At 70.7% G+C, this 20,382-nt stretch carries 19 protein-coding genes; 3 read left to right on the forward strand and 16 right to left on the reverse strand.

The genetic code is table 11. The features are described 5' to 3' along the window. Nucleotides 1–55: 55 nt before the first annotated feature. Both hutH and AC4D2C_RS17415 read left to right on the forward strand, forming a co-directional pair. Nucleotides 56–1,633, forward strand: a complete 1,578-nt coding sequence (gene hutH / locus AC4D2C_RS17410) for a histidine ammonia-lyase (protein ID WP_490916063.1) — start codon at nucleotides 56–58, stop codon at nucleotides 1,631–1,633. Nucleotides 1,634–1,689: 56 nt separating this feature from the next. Further along, nucleotides 1,690–2,535 (forward strand): siderophore-interacting protein, encoded by an 846-nt coding sequence (locus tag AC4D2C_RS17415; RefSeq protein ID WP_490916100.1) that lies wholly within the window; start codon nucleotides 1,690–1,692, stop codon nucleotides 2,533–2,535. Between the two features lie 20 nt (nucleotides 2,536–2,555). On the opposite strand, the gene AC4D2C_RS17420 is transcribed toward AC4D2C_RS17415, so the two are convergent. The 16 genes from AC4D2C_RS17420 to AC4D2C_RS17495 all read right to left on the reverse strand — a co-directional run bounded on the left by AC4D2C_RS17420 (nucleotide 2,556) and on the right by AC4D2C_RS17495 (nucleotide 18,712). Further along, nucleotides 2,556–3,758, reverse strand: coding sequence for a cation:proton antiporter (locus tag AC4D2C_RS17420; protein WP_490916064.1), 1,203 nt, complete (start codon nucleotides 3,756–3,758; stop codon nucleotides 2,556–2,558). 7 nt (nucleotides 3,759–3,765) lie between these two features. After that, a complete protein-coding gene (locus AC4D2C_RS17425; protein ID WP_490908300.1) occupies nucleotides 3,766–4,248 on the reverse strand; it encodes a cation:proton antiporter regulatory subunit in 483 nt (160 codons plus the stop codon). 122 nt (nucleotides 4,249–4,370) lie between these two features. Beyond that, nucleotides 4,371–5,450, reverse strand: a complete 1,080-nt coding sequence (locus AC4D2C_RS17430; protein WP_490916065.1) for a hypothetical protein — start codon at nucleotides 5,448–5,450, stop codon at nucleotides 4,371–4,373. Nucleotides 5,451–5,615: 165 nt separating this feature from the next. Next, nucleotides 5,616–6,713: an NAD(P)/FAD-dependent oxidoreductase gene (locus tag AC4D2C_RS17435; RefSeq protein WP_490916066.1), complete on the reverse strand. Its 1,098-nt coding sequence runs from the start codon at nucleotides 6,711–6,713 to the stop codon at nucleotides 5,616–5,618. Between the two features lie 42 nt (nucleotides 6,714–6,755). Further along, entirely contained in the window at nucleotides 6,756–7,994 is a 1,239-nt protein-coding gene (locus tag AC4D2C_RS17440) for a glycine C-acetyltransferase (RefSeq protein WP_490916067.1), read from the reverse strand. A 14-nt stretch (nucleotides 7,995–8,008) separates the two neighbouring features. Beyond that, nucleotides 8,009–9,052 (reverse strand): L-threonine 3-dehydrogenase, encoded by a 1,044-nt coding sequence (tdh, locus tag AC4D2C_RS17445; RefSeq protein ID WP_490916068.1) that lies wholly within the window; start codon nucleotides 9,050–9,052, stop codon nucleotides 8,009–8,011. 188 nt (nucleotides 9,053–9,240) lie between these two features. Further along, the gene (locus tag AC4D2C_RS17450; RefSeq protein WP_490916069.1) at nucleotides 9,241–10,140 is read right to left on the reverse strand and encodes an aminoglycoside phosphotransferase family protein; all 900 of its coding nucleotides are present in this window, start codon (nucleotides 10,138–10,140) and stop codon (nucleotides 9,241–9,243) included. A gap of 22 nt (nucleotides 10,141–10,162) precedes the next feature. Continuing rightward, the gene (gene gatB / locus AC4D2C_RS17455) at nucleotides 10,163–11,677 is read right to left on the reverse strand and encodes an Asp-tRNA(Asn)/Glu-tRNA(Gln) amidotransferase subunit GatB (RefSeq protein ID WP_490916070.1); all 1,515 of its coding nucleotides are present in this window, start codon (nucleotides 11,675–11,677) and stop codon (nucleotides 10,163–10,165) included. After that, nucleotides 11,677–13,191: an Asp-tRNA(Asn)/Glu-tRNA(Gln) amidotransferase subunit GatA gene (gene gatA / locus AC4D2C_RS17460; RefSeq protein WP_490916071.1), complete on the reverse strand. Its 1,515-nt coding sequence runs from the start codon at nucleotides 13,189–13,191 to the stop codon at nucleotides 11,677–11,679. The genes gatB and gatA overlap by 1 nt, the downstream gene beginning before the upstream one ends. A 3-nt stretch (nucleotides 13,192–13,194) precedes the next feature. Then, nucleotides 13,195–13,491, reverse strand: coding sequence for an Asp-tRNA(Asn)/Glu-tRNA(Gln) amidotransferase subunit GatC (gatC, locus tag AC4D2C_RS17465; RefSeq protein ID WP_490908308.1), 297 nt, complete (start codon nucleotides 13,489–13,491; stop codon nucleotides 13,195–13,197). 112 nt (nucleotides 13,492–13,603) lie between these two features. After that, nucleotides 13,604–14,125 (reverse strand): GNAT family N-acetyltransferase, encoded by a 522-nt coding sequence (locus AC4D2C_RS17470; RefSeq protein WP_490916072.1) that lies wholly within the window; start codon nucleotides 14,123–14,125, stop codon nucleotides 13,604–13,606. 31 nt (nucleotides 14,126–14,156) lie between these two features. Next, on the reverse strand, nucleotides 14,157–14,414 hold the full coding sequence (locus AC4D2C_RS17475; protein WP_490916073.1) for a hypothetical protein: 258 nt from the start codon (nucleotides 14,412–14,414) through the stop codon (nucleotides 14,157–14,159). 136 nt (nucleotides 14,415–14,550) lie between these two features. Further along, nucleotides 14,551–15,702: a glycerol dehydrogenase gene (locus AC4D2C_RS17480; RefSeq protein ID WP_490916074.1), complete on the reverse strand. Its 1,152-nt coding sequence runs from the start codon at nucleotides 15,700–15,702 to the stop codon at nucleotides 14,551–14,553. A gap of 63 nt (nucleotides 15,703–15,765) precedes the next feature. Beyond that, nucleotides 15,766–16,800, reverse strand: a complete 1,035-nt coding sequence (locus AC4D2C_RS17485) for an NAD(P)-dependent alcohol dehydrogenase (protein ID WP_490916075.1) — start codon at nucleotides 16,798–16,800, stop codon at nucleotides 15,766–15,768. Then, entirely contained in the window at nucleotides 16,797–17,669 is an 873-nt protein-coding gene (locus tag AC4D2C_RS17490) for a metal-sulfur cluster biosynthetic enzyme (protein WP_490916076.1), read from the reverse strand. Before AC4D2C_RS17490 ends, AC4D2C_RS17485 begins: the two co-directional genes overlap by 4 nt. Beyond that, on the reverse strand, nucleotides 17,666–18,712 hold the full coding sequence (locus tag AC4D2C_RS17495; RefSeq protein WP_490908314.1) for an amidohydrolase family protein: 1,047 nt from the start codon (nucleotides 18,710–18,712) through the stop codon (nucleotides 17,666–17,668). The genes AC4D2C_RS17490 and AC4D2C_RS17495 overlap by 4 nt, the downstream gene beginning before the upstream one ends. Nucleotides 18,713–18,858: 146 nt before the next feature. Between AC4D2C_RS17495 and AC4D2C_RS17500 the strand changes: the two genes are divergently transcribed. Further along, nucleotides 18,859–20,364: an AAA-type ATPase lid domain-containing protein gene (locus tag AC4D2C_RS17500; RefSeq protein WP_490916077.1), complete on the forward strand. Its 1,506-nt coding sequence runs from the start codon at nucleotides 18,859–18,861 to the stop codon at nucleotides 20,362–20,364. Nucleotides 20,365–20,382 lie beyond the last annotated feature (18 nt).

Here is a 20,382-nt window from a genome sequence, read left to right on the forward strand (position 1 = left end):
CGTCCTTTCCACTCAATGGCAATAGCGGTAGCAACCGCAGGAAGCGAGGCGGACCGTGTCCCAGCCTCCCGTGATCGTCGGCACCGGCCCCCTGCCCCCCGCCGACGTCGTCGCCGTCACCCGGAACGACGCCCCCGTGGAGCTCGCCCCCGAGGCCCTGGCCGCGATGGCCGCCTCCCGCACGGTCGTCGAGTCGCTCGTCGACGACGGCACCCCGCACTACGGCGTCTCCACCGGCTTCGGCGCCCTGGCCACCCGGCACATCCCGCTCGACCAGCGCACCCGGCTGCAGCGCAGCCTCATCCGCAGCCACGCGGCGTCCTCCGGCGCCGAGGTGGACCGCGAGGTGGTGCGCGGCCTGATGCTCGGGCGCCTCTCCACCCTGGCGACGGGCCGCACGGGGGTCCGCCCCCTCGTCGCGTCCACCTCCGCTGCGCTGCTCAACGCCGGCATCACCCCCGTGATCGGCGAGTACGGGTCGCTCGGCTGCTCAGGCGACCTCGCACCGCTCTCCCACGTGGCGCTCGCGCTCATGGGCGAGGGCCACGTACGGAACGCCGTAGGGGATCTCGTGCCCGCCGCCGAGGCCCTCGCCGCCGCCGGGATCACCCCCGTGGAACTCCGCGAGAAGGAGGGCCTGGCGCTCATCAACGGGACGGACGGCATGCTCGGCATGCTGGTCCTCGCCGCCACCGACCTCCGCAGGCTCCTGACCACGGCGGATCTCGCCGCGGCGATGAGCGTCGAGGGACTCCTCGGCACCGACGCCGTGTTCGCCGAGGACCTGCACGCCCTCCGGCCCCACCCCGGGCAGGTGGCCTCGGCGGCGAACATCCGGGCACTGCTCGCGGGATCCCCGCTCATCAGTGAACAGCTGACGTCCGAGACCGGCCGGCACCGGTTCACGCGCGTGCAGGACGCCTACTCCCTGCGGTGTGCGCCCCAGGTACACGGCGCAGCGCGCGGCACCCTCGCCCACGCCGAGGCGGTCGCCGCGGTCGAGCTGGGGTCCGCGATCGACAACCCGGTGATCACCCCGGACGGGCGCATCGAGTCGAACGGCAACTTCCACGGCGCCCCGGTGGGCTACGTGCTCGACTTCCTCGCGATCGCCGTCGCCGACGTCGCCTCCATGAGCGAACGCCGTACCGACCGCTTCCTCGACAAGGCCCGCAGCCACGGTCTCAACGCCTTCCTCGCCCACGACCCCGGCGTGGACTCCGGGCACATGATCGCGCAGTACACGCAGGCGGGCATCGTGTCCGAGCTCAAGCGCCTCGCGAACCCGGCGTCCGTGGACTCCATCCCCTCCTCCGCGATGCAGGAGGACCACGTGTCCATGGGCTGGGCCGCCGGCCTCAAGCTGCGCCGCGCCGTCGACGGCCTCACGCGGGTGCTCGCCATCGAGATCCTGACCGCCGCGAGGGCCCTCGACATGCGCGACGGCGGAGCCGTGTCCGGCTACCGCAGCTCCGGCCCGATCACGGCCGTCCGGCAGCGCCTGCGCCAGGACGTGGAGGGCCCGGGCACGGACCGGTACCTCGCCCCCGAGATCGAGGCCGCCCGCCTCCTCGTGGATGACGGCTCGCTGCTCGCCGCGGCGCTGGAGGCGCTCCCAGCGCCGCTCCAGTGAACGTTGTTAGGGTGGCCTGACCCCCTGCAGAAAGAAGCGCCCCCGTGTCCTCCCCCATGTCGTCTGCCGCCGCCCAGCCCTCCCGCAAGCCGCCGCGTCCGCAGGCGGTCCTCACCGTGCTCGAGAAGCAGTGGCTCAGCCCGCACCTGGTGCGCGTGGTGGCGGGCGGACCGGGCTTCGCGGACCTGCAGGACTGCGACGCGACGGACCGCTACGCCAAGCTGCTCTTCGCGAAGCCGCACCTCGGTCTGGTGCCGCCCTACGACCTCGCGGCACTGAAGGACGAACTCCCGGCGGGCGACCGGCCGGTGAAGCGCACCTACACGATCCGCTGGCTGGACGCCGCGTCCCGCCGGCTCGCCATCGATTTCGTGGTGCACGGCGACGCCGGGGTCGCCGGACCGTGGGCCGCGGCCGCCGCACCGGGGGATCCCCTCGTGCTGATAGGCCCCTCCGGCAAGTGGTCACCCGACCAGGACGCCGACTGGCACCTCTTCGTAGGTGACGACTCGGCCCTGCCTGCGATCGCCGCGGGCCTCGAGGCGCTGCACCCCGCCGCCGTCGGGCACGCGTACCTCGAGGTGGACAGCGTCGCGGACATCATCCCGCTCGCGGCACCCGTAGGCCTCGAGCTGCACTGGCTGCTGCGCGAGGGACAGGCTGCGGGGACGACGACGCTGCTCGCCGACGCCGTCGCTGCCGGGCCGTGGCCCGAGGGGCGCGTCGACGCGTTCGTGCATGGCGAGCGGGGTGCCATGAAGGCGCTGCGCGATGTCCTGTTCAAGGACAAGGGGCTCGCGCGCCCGCAGGTCTCGCTCTCGGGCTACTGGGCGTACGGGCGGGAGGAGGACACGTTCCAGGCCGAGAAACGGGAACCGATCGGCCAGATCCTCGACGACTAGCGTCGATCACCGCCCGCGGCTCAGGCACTCCCGGGTGCGGGGACCGCTCGCGGGCGTCGCTTCGGCAGGCGGTCGGCCAGTTCCATGGCCGGTTCGGCGAGGCGCGCCAGCACCGGTCCGAGGACGGCCATGAGCAGGACGTACGTGGTGGCCAGGGCGGCCAGCTCCGGGATCACGGCCCCGGAGGCCACCGCGAGCCCGGCGATGACGATCGAGAACTCGCCGCGCGCCACGAGCGCCGTGCCGGCACGCGCCCGCCCCATCCGCCCGATGCCCTGCCTGCCGGCGGCCCACCAGCCGGTCGCGATCTTCGTCGCGGAGGTGGTCACGGCCAGGAGCAGGGCGACGCCGAGCACCGGCGGGATGGACGAGGGATCGGTGTTGAGTCCGAACACGACGAAGAAGATGGCCGCGAAGAGGTCCCGCAGGGGTTCGAGGATGCGCGCGGCGTTCTCGGCCGTCGCACCCGAGATCGCGATGCCGAGCAGGAACGCGCCGACGGCCGCCGAGACCTGCAGGGCGGACGCGAGGCCGGCGACGAGCAGGGCCGCGCCGATGAGCGTCAGGAGGAACACCTCGCGGTCGGTGCTGTCCACGATGGCGGAGACCACGTTGCCCCACCGCAGGGCGACGATCAGCACGAGCGTGACCACGAGCAGGGAGATGCCGACCGTGCCGAGCCCGCCGGCGAAGCTGAGCCCGGCGAGGACCGCGGTGAGCACCGGCAGGTAGACGGCCATGGCGAGGTCCTCGAAGACGAGGATCGCGAGCACGGTGGGGGTCTCCCGGTTGCCGAGCCGGCCGAGGTCGCTGATGACCTTCGCGGCGATTCCCGACGACGAGATATAGGTCACGCCGCCCATGACGAGGGCGGCGACGGGCCCCCAGTCGAGGATCACGGCGACGAGGGCGCCGGGGGTGAAGTTGAGGACGAAGTCGACGATCCCGGCGAGCCAGGACTGGCGGAGCCCGGTGACGAGTTCCTTCGCCGTGTATTCGAGGCCGAGCAGGAGCAGCAGCAGGACGACGCCGATCTCGCTGGCGACCTCGCTGAACTCGATGACCCCCTCGAGCTCGATGAACCCGCCCTGGCCGAAGAACAGGCCTCCGATGAGGTACAGCGGGATGGGCGAGAGTCCGATCCGGCCGGCGAGCCGCCCGAGGATACCGAGGGACAGGAGGATGGCGCCGAGTTCGATCAGGGTCAGGGCTGTCGTGTGCACAGGCGGCTCAGCCGTTGCGCAGGATGTCCGCCGCGGCGTCGAGGCCCTCGGAGGTGCCCACCACCACCAGCAGGTCGCCGGCGGTGAGGGTGAAATCGGGTGTCGGCGAGGCCTGCACCTGGCCCGAGCGGAGGACCGCGACGAGCGAGGCGCCGGAGCGCGAACGCATGCGCGTGTCCGCGAGGGGCCGCCCGTCGAAGGGCGAACCGCGCTCGATCAGGAACTGCCGCGTGGAGACGCCGGGCAGGTCCCGGTGCTCCTCCGTCAGCTGCGCGACGAGCTGCCGCGAGCCGAGCAGGTTGCCGATGGTCGCGGCCTCCTCGGGCGTCAGCGGGATGGAGGCGACACAGGCATCCGGGTCGCTCGCCTTCGAGATGATCAGGTCGAGGTCACCGTCGCGCTGCGCGACGATGCCCACCCTGCGGCCGGAGCCCGTGACGATCTCCCGCCGCACCCCGATGCCGGGAAGGCGTGTTTCGATGACGTTCATGCGCCCATCCTAGACCTGCTCCGGCTAGGGATTTGCGGGGCAGGGCCGCGGTGGGGCCTCCGTTCGCTGAAGGCGTCGAAGGGGCCTTCCCGACGCCTTGCTCCGCGCGCTGAGCACGCACCTCACTTCGGCTTCGGCCCGCCGAGTATTCTCAGCGCAGCCTCGAGCTGCGGCCAGCCGATTCGTGCGAAGAAGGCATCAGCCGAATACTGCCTCTCCAGGGTCTCCATGAAGGTCTCCACCCATTCTGCGTAGATCTGCGCGCTCCGACTGAACAGCATGGGCTCGTGGACTTCGACGCTGACATGCATCTCGGCCGAATACGATTGAACATCGGCGCTGCCGGGACGTACGCCGACGTAGTGCTCGATGAACGGCGAAGGTATGTCGATAGTGGAACCGGAGAAGTTCGTGCGGATACGAACGGAGACTTGGGGGCTGCTGACATTTATCCCGCCGTCCGTGGGTTTGCCCAATGAACTGTCTGCCGGGAGTCGTAGCGTGGACGTGCTCGAGTAAGCGTCCTCGCCTGTCCTACCCCCAGGAACCGAACCCTCCTGATCCAGGATGTCGGGAGTCGATGCCCCGTCCTCGGGCCGCCGCGAGAACAGCTCCAGGAACCGGTTCTGAAACAGCGCCTGGGGCGCATCCTCTATCCGGTAGTCGCGGAGCTTGCCCTCGTCGCCGGGTCCAGCGCCGAAATGTGTCGAGAGGTCGGCGGCCAAACGCTTCAACACCAGGTACTCGAGGAGGTCGTTCAGGAGATTGATGGACGAACTGGCGGGGCGGAAAGGATAAGCCGGGGTGGAAGATATCCCGGACATGGGAGAACCATGCCAAAGGCTGCGGATCGCACCGTCTTCGGCGAGACCCACCTGGAGCAGTTGGGCGGCTTCGGCAGCCAAGGCGTATTCGGGCACGTGCAGAAGCTCGTTCGATCGCTTGTCGTAGAGGATGAAGCCCCGTATTCTGCGCTCGAAAGTTGCGGGTTTCATGCGCGGCCACGCGAGATAGGCAAGGGCGGCGAGGACCACCAGGGTGCCGACCACGAAGTCCCATCCGGAGACAAGGGTGAAACTCAGGGAATTACCGATGACATTCACGCCGACGGCGGCGATTATGGCACCCACAGCCAGCTGCAGAGCGGAGGACCGATTCGACGTGATGTTCGAGAAGCTCCTGCCGACTGCTTTCCTACCCATGGCTACCCCCACCTCGTAGAGTGCACTTCTTCTGTGGATACTACGGGCAAGGTCAAGGAGTGGCTGCTGGAGCAGCACGTCGAGCCGGTCGGCTGGGGCTTGCAGGTTCAGGTGGGCCAGTTCGGGGCCGCGGTCCCAGGTGATCGAACGGCGCCGATGATCACTTCAGCCGGGCCGGAGCGCCGTGGCGGCGGCGGTGATGCGCGCGGGGTCGGCGCCGAGATCGGCCGGATCGGCCCCGGTCAGCAGGACCGCCGCCAGTTCGGCGATTCCCGACGACGACTGGAAGCCGTAGCCTCCCTGCCCTGCGAGCCAGAAGAAGCCGGGATGCCCCGGGTCGAACCCGACGACGGGCAGGCCCGACGCCCGCTGGGTCCGCAGGCCGGTCCAGGCCCGCGTGACACCGGTGATGCCCAGATCGGCGACCGTCGACAGGTGCTCGATGAGCCGCTCGACATCACCCGGGTGCGGCTGGGCGTCACCGGGCTCGGCGGGCTCCGCCTCGCACGGGGAGATGAGCACGCCCTCGGCGTCGGGCCGGTAGTAGAACGACTCGTCGGCGGCCGCGACCATGGGCGTGCCGACCGGGGGCGCATTGGTCGCGGTGACGATCGCGGCGGTACGCCGGAGTGGGACCAGGCCCTGCGGCGCGACACCGCACACGTCCGCGACCCCGTCGGCCCAGGCTCCGGCGGCATTGACGAGGACCTCCGCGGTGATGGGCCGGTAGCCCGCTCGGACGGTCCACCCGGCGCCGTCGTAGCGTGCCGAGGTGACCTCGGCACCCGTGAGGATGATGACGCCGTCGTCGCTCGCGCGGCGACGGTGGTACTCGAGGAGGAGGTCGGTGTCGGTGCCGACGCAGTCCGTATCGATGGCTGCTGCATCGAAGGCCTCCGGGCGGAGCTGCGGGCACAGCTCCAGGGCCTCCGCGTGGGACACGGGGTGCATCGAGTCGCTGGACCTCGCGGCGACGTCGGCCTCCGAGCCGATGAGCAGGAAGGACCGCGGAACGGTGAGCGGAAGCCCGGTGGAGGACTGGACGCCGGAGAGCAGGTCGAGGGTGCGGCGTGTGAGGTCGAGCACCGGTGCGGGCCCGTAGCTCGGGATGAGCTGCCGGGCCGAGCGCGACGACGTGTGGTACCCGAGCGTGCCCTCCGCCTCGACGAGGACCACGCTGGAGAACGGCGCGAGGGCGGACGCCAGGGAGAGGCCGGCGATCCCGCCGCCGATGATCAGGACGTCGCACTCGAGGGAGGTCATCCCGTCATCCTAGGGCGGGCCTCCCCCATCGGGGCCTGGTCCTCACCCCACGTGCGCGCCGGGGACGTCGCCGACGTCGGCCGTGCCTTCTGCCACCTCGGCGCGGGCGGCGACGAACGCCTGCACGCAGGCCTCGATGTCCTCCCCGGTGTGCGCGGCGGAGAGCTGCACGCGGATGCGGGCGGCGCCCTTCGGGACCACGGGGTAGCTGAAGGCGGTGACGAAGACGCCGTGCGCGAGCATGGCATCGGCGGTCCTTGCGGCGAGCACGGCGTCACCGAACATCACCGGGATGATGGCGTGCTCCCCCTCCAGGAGGTCGAACCCCTCCTCCGTCATGCGGCGGCGGAAGAGGGCTGCATTACGAGCGAGGGTCTCCCGGAGCTCTCCGCTGCTCTGCACGAGGTCCAGCGCCGTGAGCGTCGCGGCGACGATGGACGGCGCGAGGGAGTTGGAGAACAGGTACGGGCGGGCCCGCTGGCGCAGCAGGGCGACGATCTCGGCGCGGGCGGCGACGTACCCGCCCGACGCCCCGCCGAGCGCCTTGCCGAAGGTGCCCGTGAAGATGTCCACGCGCTCGGCGACACCCGCGTGCTCCGGCGTCCCGGCGCCGGTCGCGCCCATGAAGCCGACGGCGTGGGAGTCGTCCACCATGACCATCGCGCCGTACCGCTCGGCGAGGTCGCAGATGGCCTCGAGCGGTGCGAGGTAGCCGTCCATGGAGAAGACGCCGTCGGTCACGACGAGCCGGCGCCGCGCGCCCGAGGCTTCCTGCAGCTTCGCCTCGAGGTCCGCCATGTCCCGGTTCGCGTAGCGGAAGCGCTGGGCCTTGGACAGGCGGATGCCGTCGATGATCGACGCGTGGTTCAGCGCATCCGAGATCACGGCGTCCTCCGCGCCCAGGAGGGATTCGAAGACCCCGCCGTTCGCGTCGAAGCAGGAGGAGAAGAGGATGGTGTCCTCGGTGCCGAGGAACTGCGAGACGCGCCGCTCGAGGTCGAGATGGAGGTCCTGGGTGCCGCAGATGAAGCGCACCGAGGCCATGCCGAACCCGCGCTCGTCGAGAGCCGTCTTGGCCGAGGCGATGATGTCCGGGTGGTCGGCCAGGCCGAGGTAGTTGTTCGCGCAGAAGTTGAGGACGTCCGCGTCCCCGGCGTCGAGCGCTCCGGCCGTGATATGGCTGGACTGCGGTGAGGAGATGCGCCGCTCGTGCTTGAAGAGGCCTGCGCTGCGGATGTCGTCGAGTTCACCGGCGAGCTGGTCGCGGACTGCTGAGTACATGGTGTTCCTGCTTCCTAGAAGGTGGTCCAGTCGAGGACCACTTTGCCGCTGGCGCCGTCGCGCGCTGTTGTGAAGCCCTGCTGCCACTGACTCGCCGGCAGGCAGTCGGTGACCACGGACGCGACCGCCTCGCGCAGCGTCCGGTTGGACTGCAGCATGGCGCTCATCGCGTACCAGGTCTCGAACATCTCCCGTCCGTAGATGCCCTTGAGGGTGAGCATATGCGTCACCACCTTGCCCCAGTCGATGGAGATGGGGCCGGACGGCAGACCGAGCATCGCGATCTTCCCGCCGTGGTTCATGTTGTCGATCATCTCGGGCAGGGCGGTCGCGTGGCCCGACATCTCCATCCCGATGTCGAAACCCTCCTTCATGCCGAGCTCGCGCTGGGCGTCGGCGACGCGCATGCGGCTGACGTCGACGGCGATGTCGGCGCCCACGCGGCGGGCGAGCTCGAGGCGCGGGGCGGAGACGTCGGTGATCGCGATCTTCCGGGCCCCTGCATGGCGGGCGACGGCGACGGCCATGAGCCCGATGGGGCCGGCCCCGGTGATGAGGACGTCCTCGCCGACGAGCGGGAAACTGAGCGCGGTGTGGACGGCGTTGCCGAAGGGGTCGAAGACGGCGCCGAGTTCGGGGGTGATGGTCGCGTCGTGCACCCAGACGTTGGTCTCGGGGACGACGACGAACTCCGCGAACGCACCGTCGCGCTGCACGCCGACGCTCGAGGTGTGGATGCACATCTGTCGGCGGCCGGCCCGGCAGTTGCGGCAGATCCCGCAGACGATGTGCCCTTCGCCGGAGACGCGATCACCGATGCGGATGTCGCGGACGCCGTCCCCGAGCGCGACGACCTCGCCGTAGAACTCGTGGCCGGGGATGAGGGGCGCCGAGATCATGCCCTGCGCCCACGAGTCCCAGCTCTCGATGTGGAGGTCCGTCCCGCAGATGCCGGTGGTGATGACCCGGATCTTGACCTCGCCCCACCCCGCATCGGGTTCTGGCCGGTCCACGAGTTCGAAGCCGGGATGAGCCCCGGATTTGTACAGCGCCTTCACTGAACGGTTCCTTCCAGGCCGCCCGGTCCTCCAGCGGGATGGGCTGGGCCTGGCGGTACGGGTGCAGGGCGGGATATTGCCCGGGGCAACACTACCAGCGGCCGCCGGGTGGGGCCCGTTCGGGGTGGCTGCCACGGGTCCGGGCCGCCGCGCCGGGTTCAGTGCGACCAGGCGCAGGACGGCGCCGGTCAGTCCTCCAGGACCGCCGCGAGGATCTCGACGCCGAGCGCGTGGACGGCGGGGGCATCGTCCGACGCCGCCGCCAGCGCGCTGCCCAGGCTCACCGCCCAGCCCCTCGCGCGAGCCCAGGTCGCGGCGTCGGTGGGGCGCAGCGCCTCGAGTGCGGTGCGGAACGCGGCACGGTCGGCGGGGTTGAAGTGCAGCCAGGCGGCGGCGAGGTCCGTCGCCGGGTCCCCGGCGCACAGGTCGCCGAAGTCCACGACGCCGGCCAGCGCGCCGCCGGGACCGAGGACCACGTTGGCCGGATGCAGGTCACCATGCAGCCACAGCGGCGCGTCCGACCAGGCCGGTGCCGCGAGGGACGCCTCCCATACCTCCAGCAGCAGCGCAGCGGACACACCGGGGATCACCGGCAGCGACGCGAGCCGCGCCCGGACGACGTCGTCGCGCGCCGCCAGCGGACCGCCGCGGCCCACGGGACTGACAGGGGCGTCCCGCGGCGCGGGACGCTGGAACTCGGCGAGGAATCGTGCAAGCGGAACGGCCGCGGAGGAGCGCCCGGGTCGCGGGACGGTGAGGCCGCTGACCCCACCGATCCATCGGGACACGGACCAGTGCCACGGATAGCCGCAGCCGGGGCCGCCGGTCCGCAGGGGCGCCGACGTCGGCACGGACAGGGACGCCGAGAGGCCCGGGAGCCACTGCTGCTCGGCGACCATCAGCGCGTCGGCGACGGCGCGCCGGGGCAGGCGCACCACGAGGTCCTCCCCCAGCCGGAAGAGCGTGTTGTCCCATCCGCCGCCGACGGCCCGGACCGGCAGGTGTGCGAGATCCGGCATCTGCGCGGCGAGCAGCGCGACGACGAGCGGCGGCGCGACGTCGAACTCCGCCTGCGGCATCACCGCCATCGGACCCTCCTGGAAAAGCGCGCTACCCCTCGACGCCGAGGCGCTGCAGGATGAGCTCGCGGACACGGCCCGCGTCGGCCTGTCCGCGGGTCGCCTTCATGACGCCGCCCACGATCGCCCCGACGGCCTGGATCTTGCCGCCGCGGATCTTCTCGGCGACGTCCGGCTGGGCCGCGAGGGCGCCGTCGATGGCCTCGAGGAGGGGTCCGTCGTCGGACACGACCGCCAGGCCGCGCTTCTCCACGACCTCAGCAGGCGTGCCCTCACCGGCGAGGACGCCGTCGAGCACGTCGCGGGAGAGCTTGTCGTTGATCTTGCCGGACTCGATGAGTGCGTTGAGCTCCACGATCAGCTCGGGTGTGACGCCGAGCTCCGCGGGCTCGACGTCGGCGAGCTTCGCGCGGCGGGAGATCTCGCCCATCCACCACTTGCGGGCGACGGCGGCACTCACACCCGCGGCAATCGTGTCCTCGATGGAGGACATCACCCCGGCGTTGACGACGTCGCGGAACTCGGCGTCCGAGTAGCCCCAGTCGCCCTGGAGGCGCTTGCGGCGCTCGGCGGGAGGCTCGGGCAGTTCGGCGCGGAGCTTCTCGATCCATGCCTCGTTCGTCACGACGGGCACGAGATCCGGCTCCGGGAAGTAGCGGTAGTCGTCGGCGTCGGACTTGGGACGTCCCGACGTCGTCGAGCGCGTGTCCTCGTGCCAGTGGCGCGTCTCCTGCAGGATCGGCGTGCCGGAGTCGAGGACGGCGGCGTGGCGCTGGATCTCGTAGGTGACGGCGTGCTCGACGGCCCGCAGGGAGTTGACGTTCTTCGTCTCGGTGCGGGTGCCGAACTTCTCCTGGCCCTTGGGCTTCAGGGAGACGTTCGCGTCGCAGCGCACGTTGCCGCGCTCCATGCGGGCGTCGGAGACGCCCAGGTTCTTCACGATCTCCCGGATCGCCGCGACGTACGCCTTCGCGAGCTCGGGAGCCCGCGAGCCGGCACCGACGATGGGTTTGGTGACGATCTCGATGAGGGGCACGCCCGCACGGTTGTAGTCCACGAGGGAGAACTCGGCGCCCTGGATACGGCCGGTCGAGCCGCCCATGTGGGTGAGCTTGCCGGCGTCCTCCTCCATGTGCGCGCGCTCGATCTCGACGGTGAACACGGTGCCGTCGGCGAGCTCGATGTCGATGTGCCCGTCGTACGCGATCGGGTCCTCGAACTGGGAGGTCTGGAAGTTCTTCGGGGTGTCCGGGTAGAAGTAGTTCTTCCGCGCGAAGTAGCACTTCTCGGCGATCTTGCAGTTCAGCGCGAGGCCGATCTTGATCGCGGACTCCACGGCCACGCCGTTGACGACGGGCAGGACGCCGGGCAGGCCGAGGTCCACGGGCGTGACATTGGTGTTGGGTACGTCCCCGAACGCGTTGGGCGCGGAGGAGAACATCTTGGTCTTCGTGTTGAGCTCCACGTGGACCTCGAACCCGAGGACGGGATCGTACTTCTCCATGGCCTCGTCGAAGGTCAGGACCTCATCGGTTACTGCAGTCATTACTTCCCACCTGCACTCTGTGTGATCTCCGGGGCCTGGGCCAGCAGGGGCCCGCCCCATGTGGCTTCGAGCAGTGATTCGAGGACGGCGCCCACGCGGTACAGGCGGGCGTCCTTACGGGCAGGGGCGAGGAGCTGGATGCCGACCGGCAGCCCGTCCTCGTCCGCGAGGCCGCCGGGCAGCGACAGGCCGGGGACGCCGGCCAAGTTCGCCGGGATGGTGGCGACATCGTTGAGGTACATCGCCAGGGGGTCGTCGAGCTTCTCCCCCAGCTTGAACGCCGTGGTCGGGGCGGTCGGCGAGACGAGCACGTCGGCCTGCTCGAACGCGGCGGCGAAGTCGCGCTGGATGAGCGTACGGACCTTCTGCGCCGAGCCGTAGTACGCGTCGTAGTACCCGGCGCTCAGGGCGTAGGTGCCGAGGATGATGCGCCGTTTGACCTCGTCGCCGAACCCGGCGGCACGCGTGGCGCCCATGACGCGCTCGATCGTCGGGGTGCCCTCGGGCACCACACGCAGGCCGAAGCGCACGCCGTCGTACTTGGCGAGGTTGCTGGACGCCTCGGACGGCATGATCAGGTAGTAGGCGCCGAGCGCGTACCGGAAGTTGGGGCAGGAGACCTCGACGATCTCGGCGCCTGCCGAGCGCAGCAGTTCGAGCGACTCGGAGAAGCGCGTGAGGACACCGGTCTGATAGCCCTCGCCCTGCAGTTCCTTGATGACGCCGATCCGCATCCCCTCGACCTGGCCGAGGCGTGCGGCCTCGACGAGCGCACCGACGGGGTCCGTGAGCGACGTCGAGTCGTGCGGGTCGTGCCCGCCGATGACCTCGTGCAGCAGGGCGCTGTCGAGGACGGTGCGGGAGACGGGGCCGATCTGGTCGAGCGAGGACGCCATGGCGATCGCGCCGTAGCGGGACACGCCGCCGTAGGTGGGCTTCACGCCGACGGTCCCCGTGACGGCGCCGGGCTGACGGATGGACCCCCCGGTGTCGGTGCCGAGGGCCAGGGGCGCCTCGAAGGCGGCGACGGCGGCAGCGGACCCGCCGCCGGAGCCGCCGGGGATGCGGTCGAGGTCCCACGGGTTGCGGGTGGGGCCGAACGCGGAGTGCTCGGTCGAGGAGCCCATGGCGAACTCGTCGAGGTTGGTCTTGCCGAGGATCGGCATCTTCGCGGCGCGGAGCCTGCGGACCACGGTGGCGTCGTAGGGGCTCTGCCAGCCCTCGAGGATCTTCGAGCCGGCCGTGGTGGGCTGGCCCTTCGTGACGATGAGGTCCTTCACGGCGATGGGCACGCCGGCGAGCGGGTGCAGGGTGTCGCCGTCGGCGCGGGCCTTGTCGACCCCGGCGGCGACGAGCAGCGCCTCGTCCGTGTTGACGTGCAGGAACGCGTTGATGGCGCCGTCGACGGCGCCGATGCGGTCGAGGTGGGCCTGCGTCACCTCGACGGCGGAGACCTCCTTCGCCGCGAGCTTCTGCGCGAGGGTGTCGGCTGAGAGGTGGATCAGGTCGGTCATGGGTTACTCCCCGTCCAGGATGGCCGGGACCTTGAAGCGGCCGTCGGCGTTGTCCGGCGCGCCGAGGAGAGCCTCCTCGTTGCTGAGCGTCTCCCCCACCACGTCGTCGCGGAACACGTTGCTCAGCGGGATGGGGTGGCTGGTCGCGGGGACGTCGTCGCCCGCCACCTCGCTCACGGACTTGATGGAATCGACGATCACGGCGAGCTCGCCGGCCATGCGGTCGAGCTCGTCGTCGTTCATGTCGATGTGGGCGAGCCGCGCGAGGTGCGCGACGTCGTCCCGGTTGATCTCAGCCATGGATCTCCCAAGGAAGTCGGAGGTGGGTGTCTGCCTCCAGTCTAGTGGCGGCTCGGGAGGCGCCCGGCATCGGGCGGGCCCGACGGCGGGGGCACCCGGCCGGTGCCTCCCGTCAGAGCGGCAGGCGGAAGACCCAGAGCAGGATGTCCTCGTTCGGGACCTCCCAGTCGCGCTCGGGGACGCGGACGAAGCCCATCGATTCGTAGAGGCGGTGCGCACGGACCATGTCCGATCCGCTCGTCAGGCTGACGGCGTCGATGCCGGGCAGGGTGCGGGCGTGCTCGATGATGCGCTCCACCATGGCCCGGCCCACGCCGCCGCGCTGCACGGCCGGATCCACCGCGAGCATGCGGAACTCGAGCTCACCCTCGACGGCGATGTCCGTGTACCGCTGGCCGGCGAAGGTCAGGGCGACCGATCCGACCACGACGCCGTCGCGCTCGGCCACCCAGACCTCGGCGTGCTCGGCGCGGTGCTCGATGTCGGCCAGCACCGCCATGTAGGGGTGCGCCTCGTCGGCGAAGTAGCCGGCCTCGAGGTAGGCGCCGCGCGTGATGCGGCGGACGGCATCGTAGTCCTCGGGCTGGATGGGCCGGATGACGGTGCGGGAGTCGGAGAGGGCGTTCGTGGTCACCGGCCCATTTTGCCACGCAGCGGACCGGTGATCAGACGTCGGGGGCGCCCCGCCCACCACGGAACAGGTTGCCGCGCAGGGCGTAGAGCTGCGCCCCACCGAGCACGAACGCGATCAGGAGGCAGAGGGCCGGCGGGAGCGATGTCGTATAGAGGAGCACGAAGCCGAGCGAGGCGGCGAAGACGCCGACTGCCACGCCCACGAGCAGGCGCGCCGGGCCGGGGAGCAGCCGCGCGGGCCTCCGGCCGGGCCGGTCGGTGCCCGTCCCGGGGTTCCTGTCCGACGTCACGGCGCCTCCTTCTCCGGCTGGTCCGGGCCGGCCGGGGCCGGGATCCCGGCACCCCCGCATCCTCCCCATGATTCTCTCGCGCGGAGGGCCGGTCCGTCACCCCTGCGCGACGAACCGGCCCGGGATCGGCGCGTGGTCAGTGGGCGGCTTTGTACGGCGTCGGCCCGGGGAGGCCTGCCTCCTCCCTGATGCGCCGGGAGAACCGTTCGATCGAGGCGAGCGCCGAGACCACGTCGGCGGCCCGGACCTCGAACGGCATGGCGTGAATGGTCTCCCCCGGTACGGTCGCTGCGGCCGCGACCAGTTCGAGCTCCTCGGTGTCCTCCGCCGTGAGCCCCACCTCGGTGAGCGTGGTGGGGAGACCGACCCGCGTGGTGAACTCCACGAAGTCCCGGATGTCGCTGGTCGGGGCGCCCTCGAGGACGAGCTGGGTCAGGGAGCCGATGTTCACTTTCTGGCCGTGTGCCAGCCCGTGGGTCTGCGGGGCGGTGGTCAGCCCGTTGTGGATGGCGTGCGCCGCCGCGAGGCCACCGGATTCGAAACCGAGGCCCGAGAGCAAGGTGTTGGCCTCGATGACCTTCTCGAGGGCTGGCGTCACGAGCCGGTCGCGGACCGCGTCGAGGGCCGGCAGCGCGTTGTCCCACAGCACGTCCCAACTCAGCCTCGCCAGGGCCGTCCCGGTGAGGGTCGGCAATCCGCCCGCCATGGTCTGCGAACCCGACGCCGCCGTGGCCCGTGCCTCGAGCCAGGTCGCCAGCGCATCGCCCACCCCGGCGGCGAGAAAGGCTGCCGGGGCGTTGGCGATGATCTGCGAGTCGACGAGGACGAGGTCGGGGTTGCGCGGGAAGAAGCGGTACTCCTCGAAGGCCCCGTCCTCGGTGTAGACGACGGCGAGGGCCGACGTCGGCGCGTCCGTCGACGCGACCGTGGGCACGGTCACCCACCGGATGCCCGACAGGAAGCCGGAGGCCTTGACGGCGTCGATGGTGCTGCCGCCGCCCACCGCGACGGCGACGTCGGCCTTCGTGGTCGCGATGACGCCGACGAGGCGGTCGATCTCCTTCGCCGACGGCACGCCGCCGAACGCCTCGCGTGTGACCGGGAGCCCCGCCGCCTTCAGGGACGTCGTCACGTCGTGTCCGACGAAACCCCACACGACGTCGTCGGCGACGATCAGCGGTGTGCTTCCGATGGGTGCGAGGTACTCCCCGAGCCGGGAGATGGCTCCCGGACCCTGAGCGTACCGGCCCGGGCTGATGACCGAGCGGATAGGTCTGTTGGCGTGCATGGGAACCTCCTGGACGTCGGTGTCGCTGGCTGTGTCGATGGCTGGTCTCGCTGATGGTTCCGGTCAGGGTACGAGGATGGCCCTGCCCCTCACCCTGCCCGCATCCAGGTCGCTGATGGCCTGCTGGAAGTCGTCGAGCGCGTACTTCTGCGTGTGCAGGGTGACGGCGCCGCGGGCGGCGAGCGCCATGAGGTCCTGCAGATCGTTGTAGGAGCCCACGAGATTGCCGATGATGTTGATCTCGGCCGAGACGATGTCGATCGTCGGCACGTCGATGTTCTCGCCGTAGCCGACCACGTAGTAGTCGCCCGCCCGGCGCAGCATCGCGATCCCCTGGGCGGTGGCGCCGCCCTCCCCCACGAAGTCCACGAGTGCCTCCGCACCCTTCCCGTCGGTGAGGGCGAGGACCTGCTCCACCTGGTTGCCGTCCGCCAGGACGCCCACGTGCGCCCCGATGTCCCGGGCCAGGTCGAGGGCTGCCGCATTGCGGTCGACGACGACGAGCCGGGCGGGGGTGAGCGCCCTCAGGACCTGGATACCGATGTGCCCGAGCCCGCCGGCCCCGATGACCACGCAGGTGTCGCGTGCCGTCAGCCGCTTCGCGGCCTTCGCGGCAGCGTGGTACGCGGTGAGGCCGGCGTCGGCGAGCGCGGCGACGTCGGCCGGCTCCAGTGAGTCGTCGATCCGGACGACGGAGCGCGCGGTGGTGAGGAGGTACTCGGCGTAGCCCCCGTTGGTGTCGATGCCGGGGAACTGGCTCTCCTCGCAGTGCACGTCGTCGCCTGACCGGCAGGCACGGCAGAGGCCGCACGTGATGAGCGGGTGGAGGATGACCTTGTCCCCCGGGGCGACGTTCGTGACGGCGCCGCCGACGGCGTGCACCCAACCGGCATTCTCGTGGCCGATCGTGTAGGGCAGGTGGACCTGGGACTTCTCCGCCCACTGCCCCTCGAGGATGTGGAGATCGGTGCGGCACACGCCGGCCCCGCCGATCCTGACGACGACGTCGAACGGGCCGGTGGCACTCGGCATCGGCACCTCGGCCATCTTGAGGGCCTCGTGGTAGCCGACCACCTGGACGGCGCGCATTGTGCTCATGGGTGGGGTTCCTTGACTGTGAGGTTCAGTAGTCCGTGCTGGTCCGCGGGTTCCGAGCCCTCGGGCCGGAAGGCCTGGTCCGTGCCGGAGCCTTCGTAGCGGGTGCGGAGGAGTCCGCGGCAGAAGTGCGCGTTGCCATCGATCGAGATGCGCGTCGAACGGGCACGCCTCAGGGCCAGGGGGACGGCCTCCGCGGGATACGTGCGGCCCTCGGCGTCCACCAGGACGGGCACGTCGTCGTCCTCGGACAGCCCGAGTGCGGAACGGCGTCGCAGCAGCGCGTCCTTCTCGCGACCGGCCGGGAGGTCGCGGAGACGGACGTGGCCGAGCGCTTCCTCGGGCAGATCCCGGTCGGCGCGCAGCAGGGCCGTGAGGCACCGCTCCATGGCGGCCGTGTGGGCCTTGCGGCGGAAGGTGCCGCGCAGCTCGTCGAGGCTGTCCTCGGCCTCGTGGCGGAAGGTGCCGCGGTAGCCGGCGTCGGCGGCGAGTCCCGCATTGATCAGGCCGGAGTCGTGGTGGTCGTCCAGTTCGACGATCACCCTCCCCACACCGGGGATCGCTGAGATGGCGTCCTTGCTGTCGGATGCCATCAGGTACGCGAAGTTGGGTGAGCAGAAGGACGTGGGGAGGCGCAGGTGGACCTCCACCGTGGCGCCCGTGCCACCCGCGGTATGCGCGGTATCGCCGTCGACGGCACCAGGTGCCACGAGGATGGACCGGACGAACCCGAGTTCGGTGATGGGCTCGTCGAGCTCGGGGTCGAGAACGGCGTGCAGGCTTCGACGGACGGCGTCGTCGGTGACCAGGCGCGTCGGCGACCCCGCTTCGAGGTGCGCATCGAGGTGTGCATCGAGGTGTGCTGTGGTCATCGGGCGCTCGCGAGATCGGCCCGTTCCGGCTGCCGAGGGCCGGTGGCCGTCTCTCCGGCGTCGGGGATCTGCAGCTCGGCCGGCACCGGGATGCCGTACATCTTTGCCGCGTTGAGGCCGAGGATCTTCTTCTTCTGTCCGGTGGTGAGCTGCGCGTACTCGGTCATGTCCTCAGGGATCTGGAAGTCGACGAACCGTTCCACGAGCCACCGCGGCGTCCACAGTGCGTAGTCGCTGGAGAACTGGATACGGTCCTCCCCGATCCAGTAGATGAGCTCGCCGATGATCTGCGCGAAGTACCGTGGGCGGCTGTGCATAAAGGGCATCGCCACCGCCAGCCCGCCGTGGACGTTGGGTTCCTGGGTGGCGATCCAGCAGAAGTCCTCCAGCCGGGGCAGCCCCACGTGCTCGACGACGAAGTTCAGGTCCGTGAAGTCGGAGGCCGCATGGTCGACGTCGGACACGTCGAAGGCATCGCGGTCGAGGGGCCGGATGGTCGGGCCCTTGTGGACGTGGATGTTCCTGATACCGAGCTTGCGGCACTCCTCGAAGTACCGGTACGTCCAGGGGTCGGAGAGCTTGTAGCCGCGGGAGTCCCCGTGCCACTCGGCCGTGTACAGCTTGACGCCCTGGAAGCCCATCCTCTCGTGATCCGCGCGCAGCTGGTCCAGCCCCGCCTCGCCCTGCCGGGGGTCGAAGCAGTGGTTGTACGTCAGCTTGTCCGGGTTCGCCGCGGCCAGGCCGTAGGCCTCCTCCGTCTGCCCGAACCCCCGGTGGTAGAACTCGCCGAGGTACGCCGGCTGGAAGATGGCGTGGTCCACGTACCCGTCCGTGAACAGGTCCTTCATGAGGCGTTCGCCGCCCTGGTAGAGGTACTCGTCGTAGGTCCACTGCTCCGATTCCGGGGAGAGGTTGCGGTGGTAGTCGTAGAAGCAGTCGATGAACTGCTTGCCGTGGATGTTGCGCTGGTTCTCCGGACGGGCGTCCCAGAGGGCTATGTGCGCGTCCACGATGAAGTAGTTCTCGCCGTCTTTGCTGTACATCTCTGATCTCCTTCTCGTGACTGCCGTAGTCGCGACAGGACCGAGACTAGGTGCGAAGATGGCTTCCACCACGTGGCGCGTGTCTCAGTTTGAGACGCCCGCGCGTGGACTCAGCCTCGACCCAGCGAACGAGGAGGGCGGCAGTGGTGCCGACTCGGGATGGCGGGATCATTCCAGCGGGGGCCGGCCCCGGCAGCGGCCGGGTGGTCGTCGCTGCCAAGCGCCTCGTCGCGTCCTGGCAGCGCAGCGAGGAGTACGGGGTTTCGGCGGACATGGTGGACCCCACCTGGGCCGGTACCGTGCAGGCGGACTCGCTCTACTCCTCCTGCGGACAGGAAGTGCTCACCGCCCTGCACCGCACATTGGCGGACGAGCCGATCAGCCTCATGCTCACCGACGCCGACGGACTGCTGCTCGACCGGCTGAGCGGCAGTCCGGGCCTCCTGCGCTCGCTCGACCGGGTGCATCTGGCGCCCGGCTTCACCTACTCCGAGCGTGACGCCGGGACCAACGGGATGGGATTGGCGCTCGCCGACCGGGCTCCTGCCCTGGTCCGCGCGGAGGACCACTACAGCGCGAGCCTCCGGACCTACACGTGTGCCGCGGTCCCGGTCTTCGATCCTGTGAGCGGGGCCCTCGAGGGGAGCGTGAACATCACCACGTGGTCGAGGTCCTCCCCCGCACTGCTGCTCGCCCTGGCGCAGTCGGCCGCCGGGAATACGGCGGCGCTGATGCTGGCGCGATCCCTGGGGCGCAGTCAGCGGCCGGGTCGGAAAGGCGGCGGCGTGTTCCGCCTGCAGCGGGGCGGGCTCGAACCGGCAGCCGGGACGCTGCGGACCCTGTCGGCGGCATGGACGGTCGCGCTCGACGCCGCGGCCCGCGCTCTCGACGCCGGGCGGGTCGTCGCCGCGATCGGCGAGCACGGCTCGGGGCGGGTGACCCTCCTCGCGCAGGCGCTCCGCCAGGCGCGTCCGGGCACCCGAATCCTGTCCGCCGCAGCGCCCGCGCCCGAGGACGTCGACGCCTGGCTGTCGCTGTGGACCCCGGAACTCGCCAAACCGGACACCGCGGTCATCGTCGAGAACGCCGATCTGCTGCCCGCGTGGGCCGCGCAGGAGCTGCAGGGCCACGTCACGCGCGCGCTCCGGACGCTTCCGTCGTCGGCGGGCGGGACGGCCCGCACCCTCGCATGGGCCGTGACCGCCACCGAGCTGGAGGCCGTGCCGCATCCGCTGGCCGGGTCGATCGACACCGTGATCCCGGTCCCCGCACTTCGTGACCGGGGCGACGACGTCCTGCACCTGGCACGGTACGCCGCCCGGCAGACCCGGCTGCGCGAGATCGACTTCACGCACGCCGCCGAGAAGGCACTGCGGGCGCACGACTGGCCCGACAACGTGGACGAGCTCTTCACCGTGGTCCATGACGCCGCGGTCCGTGCGGAGACCATCGACATCCAGCACCTGCCCGCCCGCCTCCTGGGCGGACCCGGGCTGCATCTGGGCAGGATCGAGTCGATGGAGCGCGACGAGATCGTTCGCAGCCTGGCTCGGCCGGGGGTGACCGTCGCCGCGGCGGCCGCGGAGCTCGGCATCAGCCGTGCCACCATCTACCGCCGGATCGCCAGACTGGGTATCAGGCTGCCGAGGTGAACGCTGCTACCGGCGAGT

This window comes from Arthrobacter sp. TJ-240 (assembly GCF_058269195.1).

Excerpts from the sequence above, each read along its gene's own strand:
- AC4D2C_RS17415 (WP_490916100.1), top strand. The coding sequence starts at position 1,690 with ATGTCGTCTGCCGCCGCCCAGCCCTCCCGCAAGCCGCCGCGTCCGCAG.
- AC4D2C_RS17425 (WP_490908300.1), bottom strand. The coding sequence starts at position 4,248 with ATGAACGTCATCGAAACACGCCTTCCCGGCATCGGGGTGCGGCGGGAG.
- AC4D2C_RS17430 (WP_490916065.1), bottom strand. The coding sequence starts at position 5,450 with ATGGGTAGGAAAGCAGTCGGCAGGAGCTTCTCGAACATCACGTCGAAT.
- AC4D2C_RS17435 (WP_490916066.1), bottom strand. The coding sequence starts at position 6,713 with ATGACCTCCCTCGAGTGCGACGTCCTGATCATCGGCGGCGGGATCGCC.
- AC4D2C_RS17440 (WP_490916067.1), bottom strand. The coding sequence starts at position 7,994 with ATGTACTCAGCAGTCCGCGACCAGCTCGCCGGTGAACTCGACGACATC.
- AC4D2C_RS17450 (WP_490916069.1), bottom strand. The coding sequence starts at position 10,140 with ATGGCGGTGATGCCGCAGGCGGAGTTCGACGTCGCGCCGCCGCTCGTC.
- gatB (WP_490916070.1), bottom strand. The coding sequence starts at position 11,677 with ATGACTGCAGTAACCGATGAGGTCCTGACCTTCGACGAGGCCATGGAG.
- gatA (WP_490916071.1), bottom strand. The coding sequence starts at position 13,191 with ATGACCGACCTGATCCACCTCTCAGCCGACACCCTCGCGCAGAAGCTC.
- gatC (WP_490908308.1), bottom strand. The coding sequence starts at position 13,491 with ATGGCTGAGATCAACCGGGACGACGTCGCGCACCTCGCGCGGCTCGCC.
- AC4D2C_RS17480 (WP_490916074.1), bottom strand. The coding sequence starts at position 15,702 with ATGCACGCCAACAGACCTATCCGCTCGGTCATCAGCCCGGGCCGGTAC.
- AC4D2C_RS17485 (WP_490916075.1), bottom strand. The coding sequence starts at position 16,800 with ATGAGCACAATGCGCGCCGTCCAGGTGGTCGGCTACCACGAGGCCCTC.
- AC4D2C_RS17490 (WP_490916076.1), bottom strand. The coding sequence starts at position 17,669 with ATGACCACAGCACACCTCGATGCACACCTCGATGCGCACCTCGAAGCG.
- AC4D2C_RS17495 (WP_490908314.1), bottom strand. The coding sequence starts at position 18,712 with ATGTACAGCAAAGACGGCGAGAACTACTTCATCGTGGACGCGCACATA.